General features: G+C 67.4%; 18 protein-coding genes. 9 read left to right on the top strand and 9 right to left on the bottom strand.

Going from position 1 to position 23,794, the window contains the following annotated elements; genetic code table 11:
- Positions 1-29: 29 nt before the first annotated feature.
- From WME79_RS03790 to WME79_RS03780, 3 genes are all read right to left on the bottom strand, one after another.
- A complete protein-coding gene (locus tag WME79_RS03790) occupies positions 30-1,031 on the bottom strand; it encodes an STAS domain-containing protein (protein WP_437532006.1) in 1,002 nt (333 codons plus the stop codon).
- Positions 1,032-1,331: 300 nt separating this feature from the next.
- Positions 1,332-2,621, bottom strand: a complete 1,290-nt coding sequence (locus WME79_RS03785) for a DUF1552 domain-containing protein (RefSeq protein ID WP_437532003.1) — start codon at positions 2,619-2,621, stop codon at positions 1,332-1,334.
- Positions 2,622-2,692: 71 nt separating this feature from the next.
- Positions 2,693-4,438, bottom strand: coding sequence for a DUF1592 domain-containing protein (locus WME79_RS03780; RefSeq protein WP_437532001.1), 1,746 nt, complete (start codon positions 4,436-4,438; stop codon positions 2,693-2,695).
- A gap of 446 nt (positions 4,439-4,884) precedes the next feature.
- On the opposite strand from WME79_RS03780, the gene WME79_RS03775 reads away from it, so the two are divergent.
- Both WME79_RS03775 and WME79_RS03770 read left to right on the top strand, forming a co-directional pair.
- Positions 4,885-6,474 carry a B12-binding domain-containing radical SAM protein gene (locus WME79_RS03775; protein WP_437531998.1) on the top strand — a complete coding sequence of 530 codons (1,590 nt, stop codon included), beginning with the start codon at positions 4,885-4,887 and terminating at the stop codon, positions 6,472-6,474.
- On the top strand, positions 6,464-6,928 hold the full coding sequence (locus WME79_RS03770; RefSeq protein ID WP_437531996.1) for a hypothetical protein: 465 nt from the start codon (positions 6,464-6,466) through the stop codon (positions 6,926-6,928). Before WME79_RS03775 ends, WME79_RS03770 begins: the two co-directional genes overlap by 11 nt.
- Positions 6,929-7,107: 179 nt before the next feature.
- Here WME79_RS03770 and WME79_RS03765 read toward each other — a convergent pair whose 3' ends face one another.
- Complete coding sequence (locus WME79_RS03765) at positions 7,108-7,938, bottom strand: helix-turn-helix domain-containing protein (RefSeq protein ID WP_437531993.1); 831 nt, start codon at positions 7,936-7,938, stop codon at positions 7,108-7,110.
- A 131-nt stretch (positions 7,939-8,069) separates the two neighbouring features.
- Between WME79_RS03765 and WME79_RS03760 the strand changes: the two genes are divergently transcribed.
- Positions 8,070-8,921 (top strand): NAD(P)H-binding protein, encoded by an 852-nt coding sequence (locus WME79_RS03760; protein ID WP_437531990.1) that lies wholly within the window; start codon positions 8,070-8,072, stop codon positions 8,919-8,921.
- Positions 8,922-9,372: 451 nt separating this feature from the next.
- The gene (locus tag WME79_RS03755) at positions 9,373-10,221 is read left to right on the top strand and encodes a hypothetical protein (protein WP_437531988.1); all 849 of its coding nucleotides are present in this window, start codon (positions 9,373-9,375) and stop codon (positions 10,219-10,221) included.
- A gap of 40 nt (positions 10,222-10,261) precedes the next feature.
- Here the strand turns inward: WME79_RS03755 and WME79_RS03750 are convergent, their stop codons facing one another.
- Positions 10,262-11,125 (bottom strand): hypothetical protein, encoded by an 864-nt coding sequence (locus WME79_RS03750; RefSeq protein WP_437531985.1) that lies wholly within the window; start codon positions 11,123-11,125, stop codon positions 10,262-10,264.
- A 310-nt stretch (positions 11,126-11,435) separates the two neighbouring features.
- Here WME79_RS03750 and WME79_RS03745 point away from each other — a divergent pair, with 310 nt between their 5' ends.
- Both WME79_RS03745 and WME79_RS03740 read left to right on the top strand, forming a co-directional pair.
- Complete coding sequence (locus WME79_RS03745) at positions 11,436-13,922, top strand: TIR domain-containing protein (protein ID WP_437531983.1); 2,487 nt, start codon at positions 11,436-11,438, stop codon at positions 13,920-13,922.
- Between the two features lie 1,072 nt (positions 13,923-14,994).
- Complete coding sequence (locus WME79_RS03740) at positions 14,995-15,486, top strand: UPF0262 family protein (RefSeq protein ID WP_437531981.1); 492 nt, start codon at positions 14,995-14,997, stop codon at positions 15,484-15,486.
- A gap of 236 nt (positions 15,487-15,722) precedes the next feature.
- Here WME79_RS03740 and WME79_RS03735 read toward each other — a convergent pair whose 3' ends face one another.
- Positions 15,723-16,229 (bottom strand): DUF1993 domain-containing protein, encoded by a 507-nt coding sequence (locus tag WME79_RS03735; RefSeq protein ID WP_437531978.1) that lies wholly within the window; start codon positions 16,227-16,229, stop codon positions 15,723-15,725.
- A gap of 402 nt (positions 16,230-16,631) precedes the next feature.
- Between WME79_RS03735 and WME79_RS03730 the strand changes: the two genes are divergently transcribed.
- The gene (locus tag WME79_RS03730) at positions 16,632-17,189 is read left to right on the top strand and encodes a hypothetical protein (RefSeq protein WP_437531975.1); all 558 of its coding nucleotides are present in this window, start codon (positions 16,632-16,634) and stop codon (positions 17,187-17,189) included.
- Positions 17,190-17,193: 4 nt separating this feature from the next.
- On the opposite strand, the gene WME79_RS03725 is transcribed toward WME79_RS03730, so the two are convergent.
- Positions 17,194-19,116: a response regulator gene (locus tag WME79_RS03725; protein WP_437531972.1), complete on the bottom strand. Its 1,923-nt coding sequence runs from the start codon at positions 19,114-19,116 to the stop codon at positions 17,194-17,196.
- Between the two features lie 337 nt (positions 19,117-19,453).
- Here WME79_RS03725 and WME79_RS03720 point away from each other — a divergent pair, with 337 nt between their 5' ends.
- Entirely contained in the window at positions 19,454-20,377 is a 924-nt protein-coding gene (locus WME79_RS03720) for an RNA ligase family protein (protein ID WP_437531969.1), read from the top strand.
- Positions 20,378-20,434: 57 nt separating this feature from the next.
- On the top strand, positions 20,435-21,643 hold the full coding sequence (locus WME79_RS03715; RefSeq protein WP_437531966.1) for an aminoglycoside phosphotransferase family protein: 1,209 nt from the start codon (positions 20,435-20,437) through the stop codon (positions 21,641-21,643).
- Here the strand turns inward: WME79_RS03715 and WME79_RS03710 are convergent.
- Positions 21,528-23,414, bottom strand: a complete 1,887-nt coding sequence (locus WME79_RS03710; protein ID WP_437531963.1) for a hypothetical protein — start codon at positions 23,412-23,414, stop codon at positions 21,528-21,530. The two genes, WME79_RS03715 and WME79_RS03710, sit on opposite strands and share 116 nt — an antisense overlap.
- Positions 23,415-23,448: 34 nt before the next feature.
- Positions 23,449-23,670, bottom strand: coding sequence for a hypothetical protein (locus WME79_RS03705; protein ID WP_437531960.1), 222 nt, complete (start codon positions 23,668-23,670; stop codon positions 23,449-23,451).
- Positions 23,671-23,794: the final 124 nt, after the last annotated feature.

The following is a 23,794-nucleotide window of genomic DNA, read 5'->3' as shown; positions in this document are numbered from 1 at the left end:
GCGCGTCTGTCACCTGGGACGAGCGCGCTTCACGGGGCGCTCGGGCGGGGAGCAGCGTCGGCGCCGGGGGCCATGCACACCTTGAGGCCCTCCTGCAGGTTGCGCAGCGTGATCATTCTATCGAGATCCATGCCCACGGACACGACGGTCTGAGCCACCGCGGGCCGGATACCGGTCACCACAACGCGGGCGCCGAGCAGCTCCACCGCGCGCACGATGCGGATCAGGTGATCGGCTGTGCTTGTGTCCACCGCCTCGACGGCGGTCAGATCCAGGATGACGTGGCGCGTCTGGCTGTCGACGATCGCGCCGAGCAGCCGCTCCATCAGCGCGGACGCGCGCTGGTTGTCGAGCACTCCCATGACAGGGACGGTGAGCACGCCGTCCCACACCTGGATGATCGGCGCCACCATCGCGCTGAGCGCCGTCTCCTGCAGCTGGATGAGCTCCAGCTTCTCGCGCAGCGCGAGCTCGGTCCTCTCCCGCTCGGCCACCTCGTTCCTGAGCCTGGACAGCGCGACCGCGAGATCCGAGCTCGTGCCCCGATCGGCCTCGAGGAGCGCCGAAAGCCGCGCCTCGATGGTCTTGTCGGTCGGGCGGACCAGGAACTCGTCGTACGCTGCGCCCTGCGCCGCGAACACCGTCTGTTCGGCCCAGCAAGGCACCCCGAACAGGCGCTCGGTGATCCCGGCCAGCTTGCCGGCCATCATCGCGCTCCCCCAGCTGACCCCCAGCGCGCGCTGGTAGATTGCCTCCCAGCTGTTGACGGTGCGGTACCGGGCCTCACGGCGCTCGCGGTCCACCGCGACGACCTCCCACCGCCCCCACCCGGCCGGCCAGGCGATCTCGGACATCTGACGCATGCCCTCCTCGAAGCTCGGATGCGCGCCGATGACCGACCAGTCGCCATCGACGCTCTGCTGTCCCCCGAGCTGGAGACACAGGTTGAAGCGCTCGACCCCCACCATCGCCACCATGCCCGACATCAGGCCGGCCACCGTGCTCGGGATCCACATGCTCAGGGTAGGCATCCCGGCCCACAGGTTAATGCCGTTTTTCAGGTCCCATTCGATGTCGAATCCAGAGATTGTTACCCGGGAGGTAGTCATAAACCCAGCTGGTCGCGAGATGACGCGCGGAGCCGGGGCGCCACATGCGCTGCGTTCCGCGCCGCGGGCGCTCCTTGCCTGAAGCACGCCGGAGCGGCAAGCCAAAGCGCTACCGCGCCGGCGCGGAGGCACAACCTGGATCGATCAAGTAGGCTTCGACTCTCCTGTGGGGTTCTTTCCAGCGACGCGCGCTCGCCAGGAGGTCGAGGAGACGGCGCCTGCTCAGGTGAGCGGCAGGGCGCCCCCGGTGTTCAAGACGCCCTCGCCGAAGCTCTTGACGTCTTCGAAGCCCATGTAGTGGAAGCAGCTCACGAGCATGTCGGCGAAGGAGCGATCGCCCCGGAAATCCACCAACCGCCCGCGCCGGAAGTAGTCGTGGGCCTTGCCCGCGAGGACGACCAGGCTGTCCTCGATGCTGTGGCTGTCGCCCTGCCCGAGCTCGTTCCAGTGCACGACGAGCGTATGATCCCAGAGCGTGCCGTCGCCGTCGCTCGTGTTCTTCAAGATCTCGTAGAGCTTCGTGTTCTGCTCCCAGAGGTGCCTGTGGATCTTGCGCACCTTGGCGAACGAGTCGTCGTCGCTGTTGTGCGAGATGTCGTGGTGCCCATCGCTGAGGCCCAGGTTCGAGTAGACGCGGTTGCTGGTGTTGCCGCTCCAGTTGAAATGCACCACGCGCGTCAGATCGCAGGCGAACGCGAGGGCGCTGATCTTGAAGAACAGCTCGCCAATGATCGCGTGGTTCTCGTCGGCGTAGGGGTTGATCTTCTCGCCGAGCGGGGTCTGCACGCAGGCGGCCGCGCCGTTGCCGGCCTGGAGCGCGCGCTCGACGTCGCGCATCGCGTCGAGGTGCTGCTGGATCTTGGCGCGGTCCTCGGCGCCAACCCTGGTGAGGAGGGAGTTCCCCTCTTCGCGCACCAGATCGATGGCCGACTGCTTCTTCGCCAGGCGCCTCAGCACCTCTTGCTGCGCGCCCCCGTCGCCGGGCATGGAGGCGAAGATCCGGGCGTAGGCCTCGTACGGGTCGGTCTCCGGCGGGATCGGGTTCTGCTCGCCCGCGGGCCCCGCGTGGGAGTGGGTGTTCCAGATGTCGTTCCACTTGTCCCCGACGCGGTACACGAGGTGCCGGTGCGCGAGGCTCTCGTTGGCTTCCAGCACGCGACCGCCGATCGCATAGTCGGCGCTCGGCCCCTCCACGTAACCGATGGTGCTCTCGGTGCCGCCGATGGGGAACGACCCGGTGCCGGACTTCCACGGGGCGAGCGAGCTGCCGCCCTGCTGGTGGTTGTCGGCCCGCTCGGACTCCGGCAGATCGTAGAAGTGCTTGTGCAGGTTGTTGAGAAAGAGGAGATCCTCGCGGTACGGCTCGAGCGGGGCGAGGAACTCGCCGAGCTGAAAGCTCGTCTCACCGCGGGCGTCGAAGCGCCTCTCCGTCTCGTCGCCGTTCGCCTGGAACACGAACATGATGCGGCGCGGGGACGGCGTCGTCTGGGCTCGCGCGCGGCTCGAACGCATCGCATCGAGGAACGGGAGCGCGAGCGCAACTCCGGATGCGCCACGCAGGAAGGTACGGCGGCTCAGAGGTTTCATTGTTTCTCCGGGACGATGACGGGGCGGTAGCGGAAGGCGTCGGTCTGCGTGAGCGCGACCACGAGCTCGGACAGGCTGTAGCCGCTGTCCTTGAACGCGAGCGAGAGCGACGCCATCGAGCAGCGATCGGCGTCGGCCTTGTCGCGACCGTAGAAGAAGCGGAAGTTTTGCAGCACGTAGCAGGCGCGCGCCTCCTCGCTCTGCGCGAGGCGCTGGCCCAGCTCGGCGGCGTTCGCCACAGGGCCGTTGACGTCGCGCGTGCTCGAGATGGCGCTGGAGGTGTCGATCGGCCTGCCGGCCTCGTCCGTGGTGCGGGGGCGGCCCACGGCGTCGAACGACTCGAACACGACGCCGATGGGATCCATCAGCGCGTGGCACCCCGCGCAGCTCGGCTCGGTGCGGTGGAGCTCGAGGCGCTCGCGCTGCGAGAGCCCCTCTCCCAGGCCCTCGAGATCGAGCTTCACGTCGTTGGGCGGCGCGGGCACGATCTGGCACAGGAGATCGGTGCGCACCTTGAGGCCGCGGCGGACGATCGACGTGCGCGTCGCCTTGTCGCGCGTGAGCATCATGCCCTGGGTCAGCACGCCCGAGCGGCCAGGCATGTCGACCTTGATGAAATCGTCGCCGCTCACCCCGCTCACGCCGTAGTGCTGCGCGAGCGCGCCGTTCACGAAGCTGTAGTCGGCGGCGAAGAGGTCGTCGAGCGAGCCGCTCGGGCTCGCGAACAGGTCCTGCACGAACGCGCGCGTCTCCTCTCGCAGCAAGTCGGGCAGGTTGCGCGAGAGGTCCGGATACACCTCCGGATCGCGGTTCATGCTGCTCAGGATGTCGGTGTCGAGCCACTGGTCGAAGTACTCGAGCAAGCGCTCGGCCTTGGGATCAGCCAGCATGCGCCGCACCTGGGCTTCGAGCTGCTCTGGCGTGCCGAGTTCGTCCGCCTCCGCCGCCCGCGTGAGCTCCTCGTCCGGCTGCGACTGCCAGACCAGGTACGAGAGCCGCGAGGCCATCTCGTACGGCGTGGGCTCGGTGACGTCACCCGTGCTCGCCTGGCCGAACTCGACGCGATAGAGCACGTTCGGCGACTGCAGCATGCTGAAGACGACCCACTCGATGCCGTCTTCGAAGGTGTACCCGTCCGATCCTGCGGTGAAGCGCTCCTCGTAACTCTGGATCTCGGCTTCTGTGAGCGGCCGACGGTACGCCTTGGCGCCGAAGGTGCGGATGAAGTCGCGCGCGCACTCGAGCTCACCGATCTCCTCCGGATCGCAGGAGACAAGGCCCGAAGCACGGGACGCGACAGCGGCGACCTGCTCCGCGGCGTCGAGGAACTTCTGCGCGACCAGCGAGCCGACGGACAAGAAGCTCGCGTTGTTGCGGAAGCCGAGTGACTCGGACTCGTTCGGAAATGTGGCGATCACCTTGTCGACGGTGGAGGCCACGCCCGGGACGCCGGAGAAGAGATCCTTCACCGTGTTGGCGTACTCGTAATTGCTGAGACGGCGGAGCGGCGCCGTACCGGGCTGCGGCGTCTGGCAGAACGCCGAATCCAGCACGTCTTCCGGGGGCTGGACGACCCCAGGATCGTCCCCGCCGGGGCCTGTGCCAGACCCCGTGGACTGGCCGGACCCGCCGATCTGGCCGTTGCAAGCCGCGACGAACGCGAGCAAGAGCGGCGCAGCGTACCTGAGTTGCGAGCCGAAAAGCTCGAGAGGCCAGCGATGCGTGTGTTGCTCGGGGTTCACCGTGTTCTCCACGCCGCGCCCGACGAAAGGCACGAGTTGGTGCGAGCGCCGACCACATGGATCGGCGCCGGCACGGGTTCCCGACGCTGCGACTCAACAGCGCCGATTTGATATTATGTACCAGAACCTGTCCCGTCCGGCTCACGGCAGAGGTCGATCGCGAACATTTTTGTGCCCCAACGACCCACCAACCCACCCATTTTATCTACTATCGTCGCGTTTTTGAACCCCGACGGTAGCGGCGCGCGACACCTCACGACACATCACTGCCGACATCAAATACTTCAACTACCAATGATTTCGACGGCTGGACGTGGGGACGTGGGGACGTGGGGACGTCGGAGTCGCGCTGGAGGAGCAGGCGCCTTCCTTCCGCCATCAGGTCGTGGCACCATCGCCGCGCCAGGCGCCGTTGGAATCAACAGACGCTCGCGGAGGTGCGGCCGATGGGGGTCAAGGTTCTCTTCATCGTCAAGGAGATAGAGGGGGCCGAGCCGCTCGGCGCCCTGTACGTGGCGGGCTGTCTGGAGCAAGCGGGCCACGAGTGCAAGTTCATCGGCACGCGCGGCAACGATGTCCTCGCCGAGGTGCGGCGGTACGGGCCGGACGTCATCGCCTTCGGGGCGACGACCGGGCTCCATCGCTATTATCTCGGGCTCAATCACCACATCAAGCAGCATTACCCGAAGGCGGTGTCGCTGATGGGCGGGCCGCACGCGACCTATTACCCGGAGGTCATCCAGACGCCGGGGCTCGACGTGGTATGCCAGGGCGAGGGCGAGGACGCCGCTGTCGAGCTGTGCGACGCGCTGGCGCGCGGCGACGATCACCGCGGTATCCGGGACCTCTGGGTCAAGTCGGAGGGGAAAATCTACAGGAATCCAGCGCGCGAGCTGCGCCGCGACCTCGACGCGATCCCCTTCCCTTCGCGGCATTTGCTCTACGAGTACGACGACAGCCTGCGGCGGCGCCCCCTCAAGTCGTTCACCACGAACCGGGGGTGCCCCTTCCCTTGCAGCTACTGCTTCAACCCGTCGCTGGTCGAGCACTACGGCTCGAGCTGGAAGAAGGTGCGCATCCGTAGCCCCCAGAACGTCGTGGCCGAGCTCGTCCACGTGATGAAGCAAGGTCCGCTCCAGTTCGTCGGCTTTCGCGAGAGCATCTTCGTGTACGACGCCGAGTGGCTGAGGCAGTTCGGAGAGCTCTACCGGCGTGAGGTGAAGCTGCCTTATTACTGCCACCTGCGCGCCGACATGATGACCGAGGAGATGGTGGATCTCCTCGCGTGGTCTGGCTGTTACACCGTCAACGTCGGCATAGAGACCGCGAACCCCGAGCTCGCGAACGGCGTCTTGCGGCGCCAGATCCGGATGGACCGGCTCGTCCACGGGATCCGCCTCCTCAAGCGCGCGGGGATCGTGGTCTTCGCCGACAACATCCTCGGCATCCCGGGCGGGACGCTCGAGGACGACCTGGCGACGCTGGAGCTCAACATCGAGCTCGACGTGGACTACGCCGCCGCCACCTTGTGCACGCCCTATCCGGGGACGGGCATCGCTGCATACGCGGTCGAGCACGGCCATTTCAGCGGGGACTTCGACCTCATCGATGACAGCTATTACACCGAGTCGGTGCTGCGCTTCTCGTCCGATGAGGAAAAGCGGCAGATCGAGAACCTGCACAAGGTGTTCGCGGTCACGGCCGCCATTCCTGCGCTGCTTCCGCTCGTGAGGCGGCTCATCAGGCTCCCGCCCAACGATTTCTTCTATGCGATGTTCCGCGCCTGGTACCTCGTCTGCCACATGACGGACGTGATGCCGCGCCGGCTCGAGCTCGCCGAGCTCGTCAACAGCGCGCTCTCGATCTTCGGGGTGTACCGCGGCGCCGACGAGAACCGGTATCCCGCCCCGGCCCCCGAAGCGTTGCCCGTCGTGGCGCCGCCGGCGCAGGCTGCCTGCGGGGACACGAGGACCATCCAGCTGAGACGCCGCCCGCGGATCGCGGCGGAGAGCGCGGAGGCGCCGGATGTTCGCTGATCCGAAGAAGGTCGGGCTGCGACGGCTGAAGAGGCGGCTCAAGGCGGGCGCGTCGATCGCGATCGCCATGGCCGCCGGGGCGTTCCTTGCCTGCAAGGGCGGCGCGAGCGACCCAGGCGCGTCACCGAGCGGCCCCGACGCGCGGACCGGCCCTGACCGGCGGGGCGCGGCCGGCGGGAGCAGCGACCAGCGCGCGCCCGCCCCGACCGGCGGCTCCGTGAACGAGGGCGCCTCCGACGCCGGCGATGCGATGGATGCCACGGCGCCTGCGGATGCGGAGGCCGGCGAGGCCATCCTGGTCCGCGACGCCGGCGCCCCCGCGGACGCCGGCGCCGGCGGGGCGATGATGGTCCCGAGCGGCAAGCCCGACGCCGGCGTGAAGCCCCGCGCACCGCACGTGGACAAGGAAGAACACCGCAAGGGGATGCCGGTGCGGGACAACCTCCTCGAATGATCCCGGGGGCGCGCGACCCGGTGGTGGTCAACGTTGCCCGAGAAAGATCACAGGGAGACGGGGAGACAGGGAGATTTACTAAGTTTTTTCTCCCTGCCTCCCTGCCCCAATTTGACCAGTATCCGCGGCGCCGGGATGCGCTGCGCTTGCGAAAAGAAGCGCGCCTGCCGGCGCTGAGGTCACCCGCGCGCTGTCGCGCCGCCGCACTCGGGCCTCGCGGACGGGCGCACGCCCGCGAGGTAGGCCCGCGGCGTCACCCCGAGCAGCGACCTGAACTCGGCCGTGAGGTGGGCCTGGTCGTAGAAGCCGGTCTCCAGCGCGAGCCGCGCGAGGCTCGTCGTGGCGAGGCGCTCGGCGGCGCGACGGATACGCGCGATGCGCGCGTAGCGCTTCGGCGAGATGCCGATCTCCTCGTGGAAGAGCGCGCGCAGCGTCCGCTCGGCGACGCGGAGGCGCCGCGCGAGCGCGGGGATGGAGGCGTCCGAATCGGGTGAGGCGGAGGCATTGAGGCAATCGACGGCGCGGCGCAGGAGCGCCCGGCGCGCGGGGGCGTCGTCCGTCGCGCCGAACGCGCGGCAGAGGGCATCCTCGAGCAGGCGCACCGCCGCGGTCGGGTCCCCGCCGGCGCGCGCGAGCGCATGGCGAAGCTCGCGCGCGCGTGCGCCCCAGAGGTCGTCGAGCGGGACGACGCGATCGACGAGCTCGTGAGCGGCGACGCCGAGCGCGGGCCGCGCGCCCCCGGGGTGGAACGAGACGCGAGCATAGAGAGGCACCGCGCCCGAAGGCTTGAACGTGGCGCGCTGAAGCGGCCCCACCGCGGCCACGACCGGCTCGCCGCCAGTCCAGCACGCGACGAGCGACGTGGTCCCGCTCGGCAGCCGCGTCCACCCCGCGGGCGGCGAGGGGACGGCGCTCATCACGTGGACGTCGGAGACCCAGGAACGGAGCGGCGCGCGCGGCGAGAGGTCACGGCTGTCCGAGCGGGAGGGCGGGAGCAAGGGCGCAAGCACGACGGCAGTGTAGCGCGCGCGGCCTCCGCCGCCTCGGCCGTCGCGCGCCGTGGAGCTCGTACGTCATGCCGGAATCTCCAAGAGCCGGCTTCGCCGAGACAGCAGGCTTCGCTCTCGAAACGGAGGTGTTCATGATCCTTGTTGCTGGTGCGACAGGCACCATCGGTCGCGCGTTGATCCCACAGCTCCTCGCGGCCCGGACAGACGTTCGGGTGCTCACCCGCGATCCCGCCCGCGCGCGTGCGCTCTGGGGGAGCGACGTCGACGTGGCCTGCGGAGACTTCACGGATGCGCCGTCGCTCGGGCGCTCGCTCGAAGGCGTTGACCGCGTCTTCTTGCTCACCGCGCCGGGGCCGACGGTGGCCGATCACGACCGCGCGATGGCCGCGGCGGTGATGGGCTCGCGGGTCGAGCAGATCGTCAAGCTCTCGGCTTACGGCGCCGAGCAAGAGGACCTCATCGCGTCTGGCTGGCATCGGGCCGGAGAAGAAGCGGTGATCGCGACGGGGCGCCGCTTCACGCTGCTCCGGCCGGCGGGATTCCACTCGAACGTGCTCGCATGGGCCGCCAACGTGCGCGCCGGCGCCCCGATCGAGGTCTCGACCAGCACAGGGAAGCACGCGGTCGTCGACCCGCGCGACGTCGCGGCCGTCGCCGCCCGGGCGCTCACGTCAAACGATCACGACGGGCGGGCGTATACGCTCACCGGGCCCACCGGCCTCGACGCATACGAGCAGATCGCGATCCTCGCCGAGGCGCTCGGGCGCCCGATCGCCGCCGAGGACGTCACCGTCGAGCACGCGACGGCGAAGATGCGGGCGGCCGGCGCCCCGGAAGCGTTCGTCGCGGCGGTCCACCAGGGCCTCACGTTCCTGCGCGACGGGCGCGCGTCGGCGCCGACGGACGACGTCGCCACGGTCCTCGGCCGCCCGCCGCGGCCCTTCGCGGCGTGGGTCCGGGATCACCTCGACGCATTTCGCTGAGCGCCCGCGCCAGCGGCGCGGCGGCTGAGCCCCTGGATCGGCGATCGGCTCGGCCGCGCGCGGCGAGCGCCGCCGGAGCCACGCTGCTCCTCGGACCGAACCGGTGCAAGACGCATCCGTCCGGCAGCGCGCATGAAGCGGAACGTCGCAGGCACGGCGCATGATGCCTTGGAGCATTGCTGGCAGTACCCGCCCTCTACTGAGCAAGAGATCAGCAACACGCATGCCACAAACCGTCCAATCGGATGGTTTGCCTTCACCGAAGCCAATGATACTCTTCTTTCCAGGGCTCTCGCATTCCAGGTTCGCCCTGCGCGTCCTGAGGATGGAGGGCCACTGTTCGACCTGGCCGATCGCACGAGGGCATCCGCCACGTCATGGGCTCGCTCTCGACGTGAGGCCGTGGGAACGAGGACGCCAGATGGTGTGGAACACGCAGTGAGGTGGACCCATGGCAATCTCTTCGAATGCCGGCTTATGTGTCTCAGCCATCATGATCTCGCTCTCCGCCGCTGCAGGCTGCGGAGGCGACGCCGAGATGGCCGCGCTCGGAGAGGTCCGGGAAGCGCTCCCGGCGTCCTCTCACCCCGGCAACCCGAACCCTGGCCTCGTCGTGAATCCCGGCGCCCGCGGCGAGCTGTACAGCAAGCTGGCTGCGCGTTGGTGGCAGTGGGTCTTCTCCATCGAGGGCACCAGAAATCCCTTGTTCGATGCCACAGGCGAGCACGCGCTCGAGGGACAGAGCAGGCCCGTGTACTTTCTCGCGGGGGTGTACTGCATCATCCAGCCCGACGGAAGCTGCGATCCCGCGGAGGACGAGGTCGTCCGTCGCATCCAGATCCCGCCCGGTGTCCGGCTGTTCTTTCCGATCGTGAACACCGAGATCGACGACTTCAACCTTCCGGCTTTCCTCCCGCCGCAATGTATAGAATTCTACGATCCAGAAACCAACACCGTCACCGACAAACCTGCGTGTGCGACGGCGGTAACGGACCAGTTCGACTTCGCGTCCGCGACGCTCGACGGTGTGGAGATCGCTGGGCTGAATCCGCCGGCGGACTCGATTTACCGAGTTCAATCCGACGAGTTCAGCTACACGGTGCCGGATGACAACATCTTCGACGTCCTCGACGTGGAAGCGGACGCGATGACCGTAGGGCCGGCGATCACCGAAGGCATCTACCTGCTCCTGAATCCGCTGCCGCCGGGCGAGCACACCCTGCACTTCGAGGGCGCGAGCGAGGAGCTCGGCTTCAGCTTATCGATCACGTACATCATCGAGGTCACCCGCGGCCGCTGAGCCGCAGAGGTATGCCGCCGAGGGGCCCGGCCTCGGGCGATCATTTGTAGAAGCCGACGTCGTCGATGTAGACGTCGAAATCCTCGCCTTGCACGAACCCGAACTCGATCGCGAAGAGCCCTGTGAGGTCGATGGCCTCGGCGGTTGGCTCGGCGTCCCCGCCGCCGCGCGCGAACTCCTCGAAGGGGATCACGACCGGGGCCCACTCGGTGCCGAGGCGCGCGGTGAATGACCAGTCGTCGAAGCACGGATTGGCCACGTCCTCTCCCGATTCATCGCAGATCCCGCCCGCGGGGTCCGAGGTCTTGTCCGTGATGTTGACCTTCATGGTCGTCGCCGCGCCCGCGTCGCCGAGCTTGGCCCAGAACACGATACCGCTGTACGCCGACGCGTCGTAGGCGAGCAGGCCCCCGTCGGGGCCGTTCAGCGCGAAGCCGGCCCCGGCGCCCCACTCGGTGAAGCCGGATCCGAACGTGTGCATCGCCATCGTGCTCTCGCCGCGCGGCTCCGCGAGCTCTTCCGGGATGAACCCGACGGGATTCTCTTCCGTGTAGACCGGGGGAGTCTGCGTGCCCGTCCCATCATTGAAGCTGTACCAGTAGCCGACCCTGCCACCCGCCTCATCGATGGCGCTGTCGCCGTCTTCCATGTCGTCGATCAGATCGACGTCGGTGGGGACGACCACCTCGCCCCCGCCTGCGCCTGCGCCGGCTTCGCCGCCCGCGCCTGCGCCGGCTTCGCCGCCCGCGCCGCCCGCGCCGCCCGCGCCCGACGACAGGCCGCCCGTCGCACCGCCCGCTCCGTCCACCAGGTGGTAGCTGTCGTCCAGCCCCACGAGCGTGGTGCATCCACCGGCTGTGAGCGTCCACGCCGCGCACATCCATGCTGCACGCCTCTTCGCCATATCTTCTCCTACCACCACCGCGTGGGCGCGGTCCACCGCAGCGCCACCGCGCCCACGGCACCCCGGAAAGGCTGCCGCCGGCGTTGGACGGATCTGCCCTGCGGCGCTGGACTACACTCGGGACTTGCGGCGCAGCGCCGATCCGTGAGACCTTCTGTGCATGAGGTCAACCAGCGCGCCTGAATCGACAGGTATGGTCCGGCGGCCTCGATTGACCAATTGACTATTCTTTGGGCAGACCGCCAGGCTGCGATATCGCCCCCAAATCATCCAACTCATCTGAAGACCGATAAACACTACCGTGCCAAGCGTGTTCCTCAGCTACAGCCACAAGGATAACGACTGGAAACAGCAGCTTGTCACACATCTAGAGGCGATTCGGGCGCCACTGGATTTGTGGGACGAGACGCGTATCGCGCCGGGCGACGCTTGGAAGGACGCGATCCGAGCCGCCATTGACGATGCCACCGTTGCGATTCTTATTATTTCTGCGGACTTTTTATCTTCTAAGCTGGTCGCCGGCGAAGAGATCCCACGGTTGCTCGCACGTCGTCACGGCCACGAATTACGTGTAATTCCAATCATTGCCAGGGCATGCCAATGGCAGCGCATCCAGTGGCTGGAGAAGATCGAGGTACGCCCGAGATGCAAAACACCATTAGCTGCATTGACAGCACACCAGGTCGATGAGGTCCTTTCAAGTGTTGCGGGAGAGGTCGTTGATCTGGCCCAAGTTCCCTCACCCCGCCAACAAACAGGATTGGACATCGCCGAACCAACTCACCTTGACGCAGTTCTAGAGGAGGCCCTTGCCCGTTTGGCGGGACGCTTGGTGAAGCTGTTCGAGGAGAAGGACCAGCAGGACGGGGTCGCGCGGCATAAGCTTAATACTGAGTTGAAGGAGGCGCGAAAGGCACTAACAAATCTCAATGATGACCTAGCACAGAAACGCGAAGACTCGGCGGGACACAAAGAATTGATGCTGCGAGCGGAGCGCCTGAATGCTCAACTTCGCCAACTCCAGGCTCGCTATGCCTCTCTCCTTGGACAAAGGGCACTTGACCTCGGCCCATCAATCCAGGAGGTTCGCAGCACTCTGATGAAGGATCTCGACAAGACCGCGAGATGGGCGCAGCAAGTCAACTTCTTAGACGCCCGAAAAAGTAGAGATCTTGAGCATATCTATATCCACTTGGACGTCTTTCTATATCCACGCAGAATTCGGGCAACCCGGGAGGAAATAATATCAAAAATTCCATTCGAGCAGCTTTTGACACATACAACCAACCATGTCGCCCTACTCGGTCAGCCCGGCGCCGGTAAGACGACCTCAATAAAGCGACTGTTCCTCACACTGATCCGACAATCTCGGGATGCCCCATCTTTCACTTTGCCTCTAGTCCTAAGATTCCGCGATCTGAATTCGCCGACAAAGGATAGTTCTATCATTGCTGGAGTTCTATACGGGCCGCTCTTGGGAGCCCTTCGGATTCATGTCGACATTGGCGAGAAGCTGCTGCGTGATGACTATCGCCCGGAACTGCGCGACTACTATCGCATATTGGTCACCTCTCTACTTGATGCTCTGAATGCCACCGTCATCCTAGACGGGTTTGATGAACTGGTCGAGGAGCGAAGTCGTGACGCCGCGATCGCAGAAATTCGCGAATTGGCGCTCAATCTTTCTCGGGCGCGGCTAGTGCTCACCTCCAGAACTGGAGACTTCAATTTCAGCGTTGATAGAATGGATCAGTTCGAGATCGCGCCACTTGCCCCGGAGCAAATCAGCAACTTCGCAACAAAATGGCTCGGTGGAACGACTCAGGCACAAGAATTCGTGGCACAAGTTGCCTCGAGCCCATTTAATGACACGACCATCAGGCCGCTCTCGCTCGCGCACATTTGTGCGATCTACGAGCGCGCTGGAAGTATACCCGACAAGCCCAAGGCGGTGTACAGGAAGGTCGTTGGGCTATTACTGGAGGAATGGGACGAGCAACGTTCAGTAAGGCGCAGTTCCGTGTACCAAAATTTCACACCTGACCGCAAATTCGAATTCCTGGCTGCGCTAGCGTTCGTGCTAACAACAACGTTCGGAACAAGCACATTCAACACCGAGACCCTCACGCGCGCCTACCGTATCATTCACCCGTGGTTCGGACTACCATCAAACGATGTAAATTATGTCGTTTCGGAGATAGAGGGTCACACGGGCCTATTCCTACGTATCGGGTATGAACAATTCGAGTTTGCCCACAAGTCTCTCCAGGAATACCTAGCTGCTGAGTACATTGTTCGACTACCCGAGATCCCCCGAGATTCCGCCACATTGTGCAGAGTACCGAACGAGCTCGCGATAACCGTGGCAATCTCGTCGGACGCCGCCGGATACCTATCGATCATCGCCTTGGACGTATTTCATCGGCAACAGCTTCCGAGGGCCTTCTACGACGTATTCATTGATCGGCTGCTCTCAGAACACGTGGACCTTGGCTTAGATTCCACGGCTGCCTTGGCGCTCACAGTACTCGTGAGTCTGTGGTCGTGCAAAGGCGGCCGATCCGATGCGAAGAGCACACCGAACGAAGTTTCGGCGGTTACGCTGGATCGCCTCTGCGACCAGTTCACCACTTTGCTTCGCGGACCAGGTAGAGACGCCGTGGAGAGGAACTACGTGGAGTGCGCCACCCACCCCAGCGGCTTCGTTGAAATGAAGAGGATACAGCAGCCCAAAGGCCATCGACTTCCGACACGGCTTTTTTTGCCAAAACGATTAGTTAGACTTCTACGTCAATAAATGCGACTGCTACATACACAGAGCGCGCTCTCTTCATGGCAGCTCAGTACCGTCATGTCACCGCGGGTCCCGTCCCGCAAGTACGCCGTGCATCACGACGAAGGAGGCGCTGCCCGACATCAAATTTTGGTCTATTGAACGGGCTTCGCCTGCCCGCAGATCAATTACACGTTAGCCAGACACCAACTCTACCACACAATACCGCGGTCACCCAAAGATACCATCGTAGGCGTCGTCGAAAAGCCGTTCGCTAACGACAAGTGCCCTGCTCACCTGGAAGGTTTCCCTCACTGCGTCGGTTAACACGAAGGGCTTCCGCTGTGCCAAGCAGGGCTGAACTACGTTTCGGCTACAATGCTCTGGCGGTATGCACGAAAGGCGATCACTAGTTGGGATTCCATCGAGGGCCATAAGTACTTTGCTCCCCGCATCCTCGAGCCATCGGCGACCGTTGACGGTGAAGCTGAGCACGTGATACGCGTTGAACACATTCTCACAAGCCGTCACAAATATCGCCTACGCGCCATAAAGATTGGCGGCATGTTGAGCGCCCGACTGTGCTCGCGCTCTTCAGTGCGCGCTGGCAATCCTAATCGCAGAGCGGTCTAATGTCGGCTCGCAGCGGACGACGGAGCGCGTCAACATTGGTGTCCGATAATTCGTCAGGTCGCCGTGAGTGCTGTAGCCTCGTACGGATGATGGGTGAGAGCAAGGAGGCGCTCGCCCCAGCGGCGTGCCTGCTCCATCGTGGCAAACGTGCAGGGTGGGTACTTGGGCCGGCGACTCTTTGCCGACGCACCACCCGGTCGGGTCAGATGCGCCTGCTCTCGTCCATCCACACCTCCGGTGCGGGTTTGCACGCAGCGCAGAGGCGGCCATGACAGCAAGCGGGTCGCTCAACGCGCCCAGCGGCTCTGCGGAATTCTATCCAGGGCGTTCGAGGGTCCGAGGCGCTCACGCACCAGGTCGAAGTACGAATAATGCGTATATTATGGAGTTTTGTTAATTTCTTCGTGACCGTCCATGAGCCGTTACAACCTGAGGTGTGAGCGCTACACTGAGCTCAGCCCCTATGTCCGTCCATGCCATCCGAATTGAAGAGCGCCTCTGGTCGAGCGCGTCGCCGCTCCGCAGGCAGGAGTGGCGCACGATCACGACCGATATCGTCTCCGGCGAGCCGCCCTGGCCCTCGCGCGAGCCCTGCACCCTCGTCGCCGGTTGCGACGACAGAGACCTCCACTTCGTCTTCACCGGGAGCTCCCTCTCGGCAGACGCCCTCGCCCTCGCGCGGGCGGAGGTCGCGCCGCTCGTGGGCGAGTACGTGGGCCTCATCAGAAAGCTCTCCGGGGGCGACCTCCACGCCGCCCACATCGAGCCCCTCGATATGGCCAAGCGCGTCCTCCACGACACCGGCGCGAGGCGGATAGGCGCCCTCCTCCCCGACCTGAGCCCGAGCTTCGAGACGCGCCGCCGCTTCTTCTCGCTCGTCGTCTCGCTCCTCGTCGACACGACGCGCCTCGGCCCGCTGCCAGCACATCAGCACGATCGAAGGCGCGTGCGGTAGCGGGCGTCAGCCCCTCGCAGCCACGGCGTCAGGGCCCCCCCGATCCCGCGGAACCTCTCGCCGGCAGCTCGGTGTCGAACCGGTGCACGGCCGCCCCCGAAGCGACGACGAGCGGCGGTCACCCGCACAGGAGACGGGCCCAGATCGGCGTTTTCGGCGCGCAGGCGTGCTCAGGCACGCCGAGCACCGAAAACGTCGAGGTGGGCCCGTATCCGCAGCGGGTGCCCGCCGTTCGATCAGCGGGCGCCCAGGAAGTCTAGCTTGCCGATCTCGAGCCCGTTGTGGCGCAAGATCGCGTAGGCGGTCGTCACGTGGAAATAGAAGTTGGGCAGCACGAAATTCAGCAGGTAAACAAGGCCCTTGAATTGCAGCGTCTGATCGCGCGCCGGGATGGCGATATCGCGGTCCTCGGAGCCATCGATCTGCTCGGGCCGGAGGCTGTTCAGGAACGCGACGGTCTTGGTGATGCGGGCCTGTAGCTCCTCGAAGCTGGCCTCGTTGTCCTCGTACTTCGGCAGGTCCACGGCCGCCAGCCGCGCTCCACAGCCCTTGGCCGAGTCGGAGGCGATCTGCACCTGGCGCGTGAGCGAGAGCATGTCCGGGGCGAGGCGCGCGTCGAGCAGGACGCGAGGCTCGATCTTCTTCGCCTCGGCGTACGCGGCGGCCTTGGTGAGGATCGCCGAGAGGTTGCCGAGCATCCTGACGAGCACCGGGACCGAGGCCTGATACATCGAGATCGTCATCTTCTCATCTCCTTGCTATCGCACGGTTCAGCCAGCGCGTTCCCCGCACGGCGCACGCGGCGCGGCGCCGACGCACCCCCCGGCGGGGACGCGAGCAGGCGCGAACATAGGGCATCCTGCTCGTCAGGCAAGCACGCGCGCTCACGCAGGGGCCGCCCGCGCCCCCCGGGCGCCCGAGCACGGCGCTCGTTCGCCGGGATCCACGCACTCCAGCGCAAAGGACACGCCCGCCGGGCGCTCCGCTTCATGACGCGCTCGTGAAGTAATGTAAAGAGCATTGACTAACAAGCTTCGATGACGGGGTGCCGCGGCGTGAGGCTCCGTGCCGGGGAGGGAGCGCGACGGGAGCGCGCTGTGATGGCCCTCGACGGCCGCGGGGGCGGCGCGCTATAGGGGGCGCCGATGCGGAACATCCTTTTCCTCTGCTTGTTCACGGCTGCGCTCGCGACCGCGTGCGGCTCCACGACGACCGACCCGGAGCCGACCGGGAGCGGCGGGTCGGCCGCCAGCTCGACGAGCGCCAGCTCGACGACCTCCAGCTCGGCGACCTCCAGCTCGGCGACCGGGACATCGTGCGTCCCTGGCGAGACCATGTCCTGCACCTGTCACGCCGCCAGCGCGCCGGGCGTCGCGACGTGCCTCGCCGACGGCAGCGGCTACGGGCCGTGCATGGAGCAAGACGGCGGCGACTGCGGCTGTCCCCTCGGGCGCGGCGACGGCTGCTGCCCTGGAGACGGCATCTGCTGTGCGTGCGTGCAAGGCTGCGATCCGAGCACGGATCCCCTGCAAGATCCCGAGACAGACGCGCTCATCGCCTGCGTCTGCGCGACGGGCGTCTGCGCCGAAGAGTGCGAGACGGAGTGCGCCGGCCAGGGGATCGCGGCGGACTGCAGGGCGTGCGTGCAAGAGGCGGGCGCGGACGCGTGCAAGGCGGAGTACGAGGCCTGCGGCGGGACATGAGCCGCTAAGTCCTCTCGGGCTCTGCCGCTCTCACCTGCAGCAGCGCCTCGATCCGCCGGAGCAGCTCCGCCGGGTCGATCGGCTTCGGCAGCACGCGTCCTCCGTGGGCCGAGAGGAACCGCCGGCTCACCTCGCTCGTGCCCCCTCCGGTCATGAACAGCACCCGGTCGACGAGCGCCGGCAGCTCCGCCTCGAGCCACTCGTGGAGCTCTATCCCGGTGCCGTCCTGCATCACGATATCGCAGAGCACGACATCGAAGTCCGCGTCCAGACGGAGCGTCCTCTGGGCCTCTCTGCCCGAGCGCACGCAGACGACCTCGTGCGACGCCTCGAGGAGCCCGCGCAGCGCGCGCAGGAGGAGGGGCTCGTCGTCCACGATCAAGATCCGGGCGCGCCGCGTCGGCTCCTCATCATCCCGCGCGGCCGCAGGCGGCGCGCGACGAGGGGTGCGCTCGGCGCTCGCCGCGCTCGCCCAGACGGGCAGCCGGACGCGGACGCAGGTGCCCACGCCGGGCTTGCTGCTGACGCCGATGGTACCGCCGCACGACTCGACGATGTTGCGGCAGATCGCGAGTCCGAGCCCCGTCCCCTCCCCCGCGCGCTTCGTGGTGAAGAACGGCTCGAACAGCCGGTGCATGTGCTCTTCGGGCACGCCGCAGCCAGAGTCGACGATCTCCGCGACCACCTCCCGGCCCTGATCGCGGGTCCGCACCTCGACGACGTTGTCGGCGACGCGCCCCTCCCGGATCGACTGCGCTGCGTTGATGAGCAGGTTGACGAACACCTGCGTCAGGCGCCCCTCCGCGCCGCTCACGGGAGCCACCGAGGCGAGCTCGCGCACGACCCGCGCGCGGTGCTTCATCTGGGAATGCACGATGTTGAGCGCGCTCTCGATCACCGCGTTGACGTCGGTCGGCCCGGTCGCCTCGTTCGCCTCCGCGCGCGCGAACACCCCGAGATCCCCGACGATGTCCACCACCCGCGCAGCGCCGTGGCGGGCGTCCGCGAGCGGCTGGGCGAGGGGCTCGGTGGCGACGCCCTTGTCGGCCAGCCGCCGCACCTCGCGGGCGAGCAGCTCGAGGTTGGCCACCACGTACGCGAGAGGATTGTTGATCTCGTGGGCCACGCCCGCCGCCAGCTGGCCGACCGCGGCGAGCCGCTCGCTGCGCTCGAGCCGCAACCTCAGCTCCTCGGCCCGGCGCCGCCCGGTCACGTCGCGCAGGAGCGCCATGCGCGAGGGGCGCCCCTGCCAGTCCACGTCGACCCAGCGAACGTCGATGACGACCTGCTGCCCTCCGATCTCCAGGCTCGTCTCGCCGGCGCAGAGCGCCGCCGGACAGCCCCGCCCGGCGACGGGGCGCCCGTCGCCCAGCAGCGACTCTGCAGCGGGGTTCGCGAAGAGCACCGTCCCGGAGGGATCCAGCACGATCACCCCATCGGCGCTCCGGGCGATGAGCTGGTGCAGGTTGGCCTCGTTCTCCCGGGCCTCCGCCATCGCCCGCGCGAGCTGCGTCAGGAGCTGCTGGCGGCTGACCGCATAGCGGATGGCTCGCCACAACGTGTCGGCGTCGAGGCCCCGCTTCACGAGGTAGTCCTGCACCGAGGCGCCGAGCGCGCGCTCCGCGAGGCGGACGTCGTCGTGGCCCGTCAGGACCACGATGGGCACATGGGGGTCCACCGCCCGCACCCGCTCGACCACCTCGATGCCCTCGCCATCGGGCAAGGAGAGGTCGAGGAGGACGACATCCCACCCCTCGTTCACGCGCGTGAGCCCGGCGGCGAGCGTCTCCGCGTGCGCGAGCTCGGCGCGCTGCCACGGCACCGCTTCGAGGTGGCTTTGCACGACGGAGGCCGCGATGGCGCTGTCCTCGATCAGCAGGAGGCGGAAGCAAGGCGCAGGCGGCGCCCGGCTGGGTTCAGCGGACATGGTGACCCCCTGAGAGCTAAGGAACTCCAACGCTTTCCCGGAAGTCAAGCGCCTCGCGCCCTGGCCGCACCAGCGGATCGCAGCACGGGCGGAGCGGGGATCGCCGCGCTCCTCCGCGGCGGACGATGCAACGCACTATTCCGGCGTCGCTGGTGGTCAACTTTGCCCGAGAAAGATCACAGGGAGACGGGGAGACGGGGAGATTTGCTGAGTTTTTTCTCCCTGCCTCCCTGCTTCCCTGTCCAAATTTGACCCGTACCCCGGCGTTCGAGGACCGGCTGCGCCGTCGGAGCTATCGTCGCTCGAAGCCGCGCCGTCGGCGCTATCGTCGCCGGCAATGGAGTTCCTTCCCTTCCCGAAGATGCCGTGCCTCGGCGCGAGCGACGCCCCGACCTGGGTCGCGCTCGAGAAGATCCACGGCGCGCAGCTCGTGATCGGCGTGGACGCGGCCGGCGTCCATTTCGGCAAGCGCAAGGAGTGGCTCCGGGACGAGGACCCCTTCTTCGGCTGGCAGCTGCTCCGCGCGTCGCTCCGGGACGCCGCCCGCGCGGCGTACGCGGCGGTCGGCGCGGCGCGGCTCGTCCTCTACGGCGAGCTCTTCGGCGGCGGCTACCCGCATCCGGACGTGCCCTCCGGCGGCGTGAGCCCGGTGCAGACCGGGGTCTGGTACGCGCCCGACCTGCGGTGGGCGCCCTTCGAGCTCCGCGCGGTCGACGGCGGCGAGGACGCCTTCCTGGCCTGGAGCGAGGCGGCCCAGGTCGCCGCCGCGGCGGGCCTCATGATGCCCCCGCTGCTCGCCCGGGGGCGCAAGGCGGAGATCGCCGCCGTGCCCGAGCGCTTCCCGTCGCGCGTCGCGTCCGCCCTGGGGCTGCCGCCCCTCGGCCCGGAGAACCTCGCGGAGGGGCTGGTGGCCAAGCCCGACGTCCGCATGCCGGCCGGGGCCTACATGGCCTTGAAGCGCAAGATCGCCGAGATGCGCGAGGACCGCTTCGACGAGAGCGCGCCGTGGGACCCGGAGCGTCCGGTCGACCTCGCCACGCTGATCCGCTGGGGGGAGCGGCTCGTGAACGGCCCGCGCCTCGCGTCCGCCGCGTCGAAGGTGGGGCGCCACGACCGGGCTGCGGTCGACGAGGAGGCGGCCCTCGACGTGCTGGTGGACCTCGAGGCGGCGTTCCCCGGCGCGATGCGCGCCCTCTCACCCGAGGACGGCGAGGCGCTGGAGCGCGCCGTCAGGACCGCCATCGCGGCGGAGCGGGTCTGAGCCGCGGGGCGGAGCGCTCGAACGCGAGCGACGCCGGCCGTTCGCTATCATCGCGTGATGCTGCCCCACCCGCCGCGCGTCGTTCGACTGGTCCTCCTCACCGCGAGGGGTGAGCTCGTGGGCGCGCTGCCGCCCTATCCGGTCGCGATGCCGTGGTGGCAGGACGCCCGCTCGGTCGTCAAGGGTGCCCGCGAGCGCTTCGGCCTCCAGGTGACGGTCCTCCGGATGCTCGCCGCCGAGCTCCCGGCCCCCCACGGCGGGACGGTCACCTACCTCGCGGAGGCGGAGATCGACGCGCCGCCGCCCGGCGTCGAGCCCTGGCGCGGGGCGCTCGACGACCACCCGCTCCGGCAGCCGTGGGCGCGGCCGGGCGGGCCTGCAGACGACCTGGCGTGGGCGGACGCCGTCCTGCGCGATCGGGGCCTCGCACGGACGGCGCCCGCCGAGCAGATGCGGTCGTGGAACCTGTCGAGCCTGTGGCGGCTCCGTGCTGGCGACCAGACGGTCTGGCTGAAGCACGTCCCTCCCTTCTTCGGGCACGAGGGCGCCGTGATCGCGCGGCTCGCGGGCGGGCCCGTGCCGGCGCTCCTCGGCCACGACGGCCGGCGGATCCTGATGCGGGAGATCCCGGGCGGGGATCTCTACGAGGCCGAGCTGCCGATCCGGGAGAGATTGGTCTCGCTGCTGGTCGGGCTGCAGCGCGACGCGAGCCCGCAGGTCGACGAGCTCCTTTCGCTGGGGCTGCCGGACTGGCGCCCGCCGGCCCTGATCCGGCTCATCGCGGGCGTGGTGGCTCGGACGCCCGAGCTGTCCGCCGGCGATCGCGCGACCCTCGACAGCTTCATCGATGGCCTGCCCGAGCGCTTCGCTCGCCTGGCCGAGGCCGGGCTGCCCGACACGCTGGTTCACGGCGACTTCCACGTCGGCAACGCCCGAGGCGACGCGACGTCGGCCGTCCTGCTGGACTGGGGCGACAGCGGCGTCGGGCATCCGCTGCTCGATCAGCCAGCGTTCCTCGACGGGGCACCGCCCGGCGCCGTCGAGCCGCTCCGGAGCTTCTGGAGCCGCGCGTGGCGCGCCGCGATCCCGGGCTCCGACCCCGAGCGCGCCGCCGAGCTGCTCGCGCCCGTCGCAGCGGCCCGGCAGGCGGTCATCTACCGCAAATTCCTCGACAACATCGAGCCGTCGGAGCACCCCTACCACGCGAGAGATCCCGTGGAGTGGCTCGCGCGGACAGCCGCGATGGTGCGCTCTCGAGCCTCCTAGCCAGTTGAACACCGCGGCTACCGAGCTCTCGGACGGTCGGCGACACGCCCTCCCCGCGGCCCGCCTTCCTCGTGAACGTGTACAGCAGGAAATAGCAGAACGCGAGCATCGCCACGGTGAGCACCGTGTACCTGTCGTCGTTCCATGAGCTCCACCTCCAGATGCCTTGGCTGAGCGCCGCCAGGCCGAGGAGGGGGACCTCGAGATGCCGCCTCAATCGGGTGAGCGGGGCGCTCAAGATCATGAACACATAGTAATAACAGGTGATCTGGGACAGCAGGATGATGAAGATCTGCGCCAGGCACTCCCCCACCCAGAGCGAGCGCACCCGCCGAGCCACATAGACGAAGATCGCGAAGCTCGCGGCGACGATCGAATACGCGACGCCTCGGTACTTCGCATAACGCTCGCTGCGCATTCGCTTCCACACCTCGAATGAATCGGCGAGCGTGATGTCCTTCGTGTACTTCATCCTGCCGGACTCAACCCCTGTTCCGAACCTGTGGGCGACGAGGACCCGCAGACCCATGTGGTTCGTGACCGGGGTCTGGTCGTGCACCTTGAGCGTGTGCTCGTAAAACTGCTGATACGAATCCTTGCCAGCGACCGCGATGCTCGCGGGGATCAGCACGGCCGCGGCCAGGACGCCGCCGATCAACGCCTGCACGTGGGACCGCGCCATGCGCTTGTGCCGGAAGAGGTAGCTCCCTGCGACGGTGAGCCACCCGATGACGGCGATGCCCGGGAAGACGCGGAGCAGGCCTGCGTAGACCATGCTCGCGCCGGCGAGCTTGAAGTACCTCTTGCGCACCAGGCAGGCCGAGAGGACGAGGAAGAAGAGCCAGTCATTCCGGAGGAAGCCGCCGCCCGTCCAGAAGAACGGTGCCGGCGACTGACACCCCCAGAAGATCACCGCCACCGCGCAGACGCGCCACCCGAAGGCCCAGTAGAGGGCAGCGAACACCCCGAGCAGATAGGCGATATCGAAGCTGGCGAGGAGCTGGAGGTAGCCTGTCGTGGCCGGATGCAGCTCGGCCAGGATGCGCCCCATGATCGTCCAGACCGGCGGCGGGTTGTAGCCGTGGTCCTTGGCCATGTCCTCCCAGTAGCCCTTCTCCGAGGCGGTCCGGAAGAACCGCACGTCCGCCTTGAAGGCCCCCCAGCGCTCGGGAGAGAAGCGCGCCTTGCAGGCCTCGGGGTGCTCCAGGAGCCCGCCGACGGGGATCAAGAGGTTGTCCACGCCGAGGTTCCGGATCTTCTTGTCCGGCGCGCGCACCTCCGCGCTCATATCGATCGTGACGGGCTGACCGGTGCGCTCGTCCGTAAACGTGACGACCCCGAGCTCGTCCTGCGCGATGACCGTGCACTTGTAGAGGTCGTCGTACGCCATCTCGGGGAAGTACTTGGCCCCGAGGTAGTAATGATAGTGCTCCCAGCGGTGGTAGAAGGAGGGGTAGGCGAAGTGAAAGCCTTCGAAGTACGCGACGACCGCCACGGCCGAGACCCCGAACGCGGCGCGCTTCTTCCACCGCTCGGCGATCGGCCGGCCCTGCCGTCCGCGGCGCGCCTCGGAGAGGAGGCCTAGCACGGCGGAGGACGCGATCGCGCCCTTCGTGATGTCGAGGGCGAGGGGGTAGTCGGCGGCGTACCGATGAATCAGGGAGAAGAGCACCGCGGCGCCGGCGAGAACCGCGAGGCACCAGGCGATGAAATGACGGCGGCTCGCGGCGGGCCCGGCGGCTCTGGCACGTTCCTGGAGGGTGGTGTTCATCCGAGTGGTGGCCGGCGCTGCGTGTCTCAGCTCGCTAGGGCAAGCGCGAGAGCTGCTGGACCCGCTGCACCGCGGCCGGCTCCGCGGAAGGTGGTTGGAGGGCCGCGCCGGCGCGCGTCGAGCCCGTCGGGTGGGTCGGACCGCCCGCCGCGCCCGCCCAGGGCCCATCGCCCAGCTCCTTGCTGCAAGCGCCGCAGAGCAGCGCCAGCACGACGGGCAAGGCGCGGCGGAGGTTCGTCTGTGCTCTCGCGCTCAAGAGAATGTCCTTTCACCCGTGGAGATAGCGCCAACCTGGACCCATGGGAAGCACCAGAATCGAAATGGCGATGGGTCCGGCTCGGCAGCCGTGGCCTTCGACCTCGCGCTGGGCGAGCGTTCGC

The sequence above is a fragment of the Sorangium sp. So ce726 genome, assembly GCF_051521405.1.
GTDB lineage: Bacteria > Myxococcota_A > Polyangia > Polyangiales > Polyangiaceae > Sorangium.
Note: the sequence above shows the minus strand (reverse complement) of the source record. Positions and strands in the feature narration are given on the sequence as shown.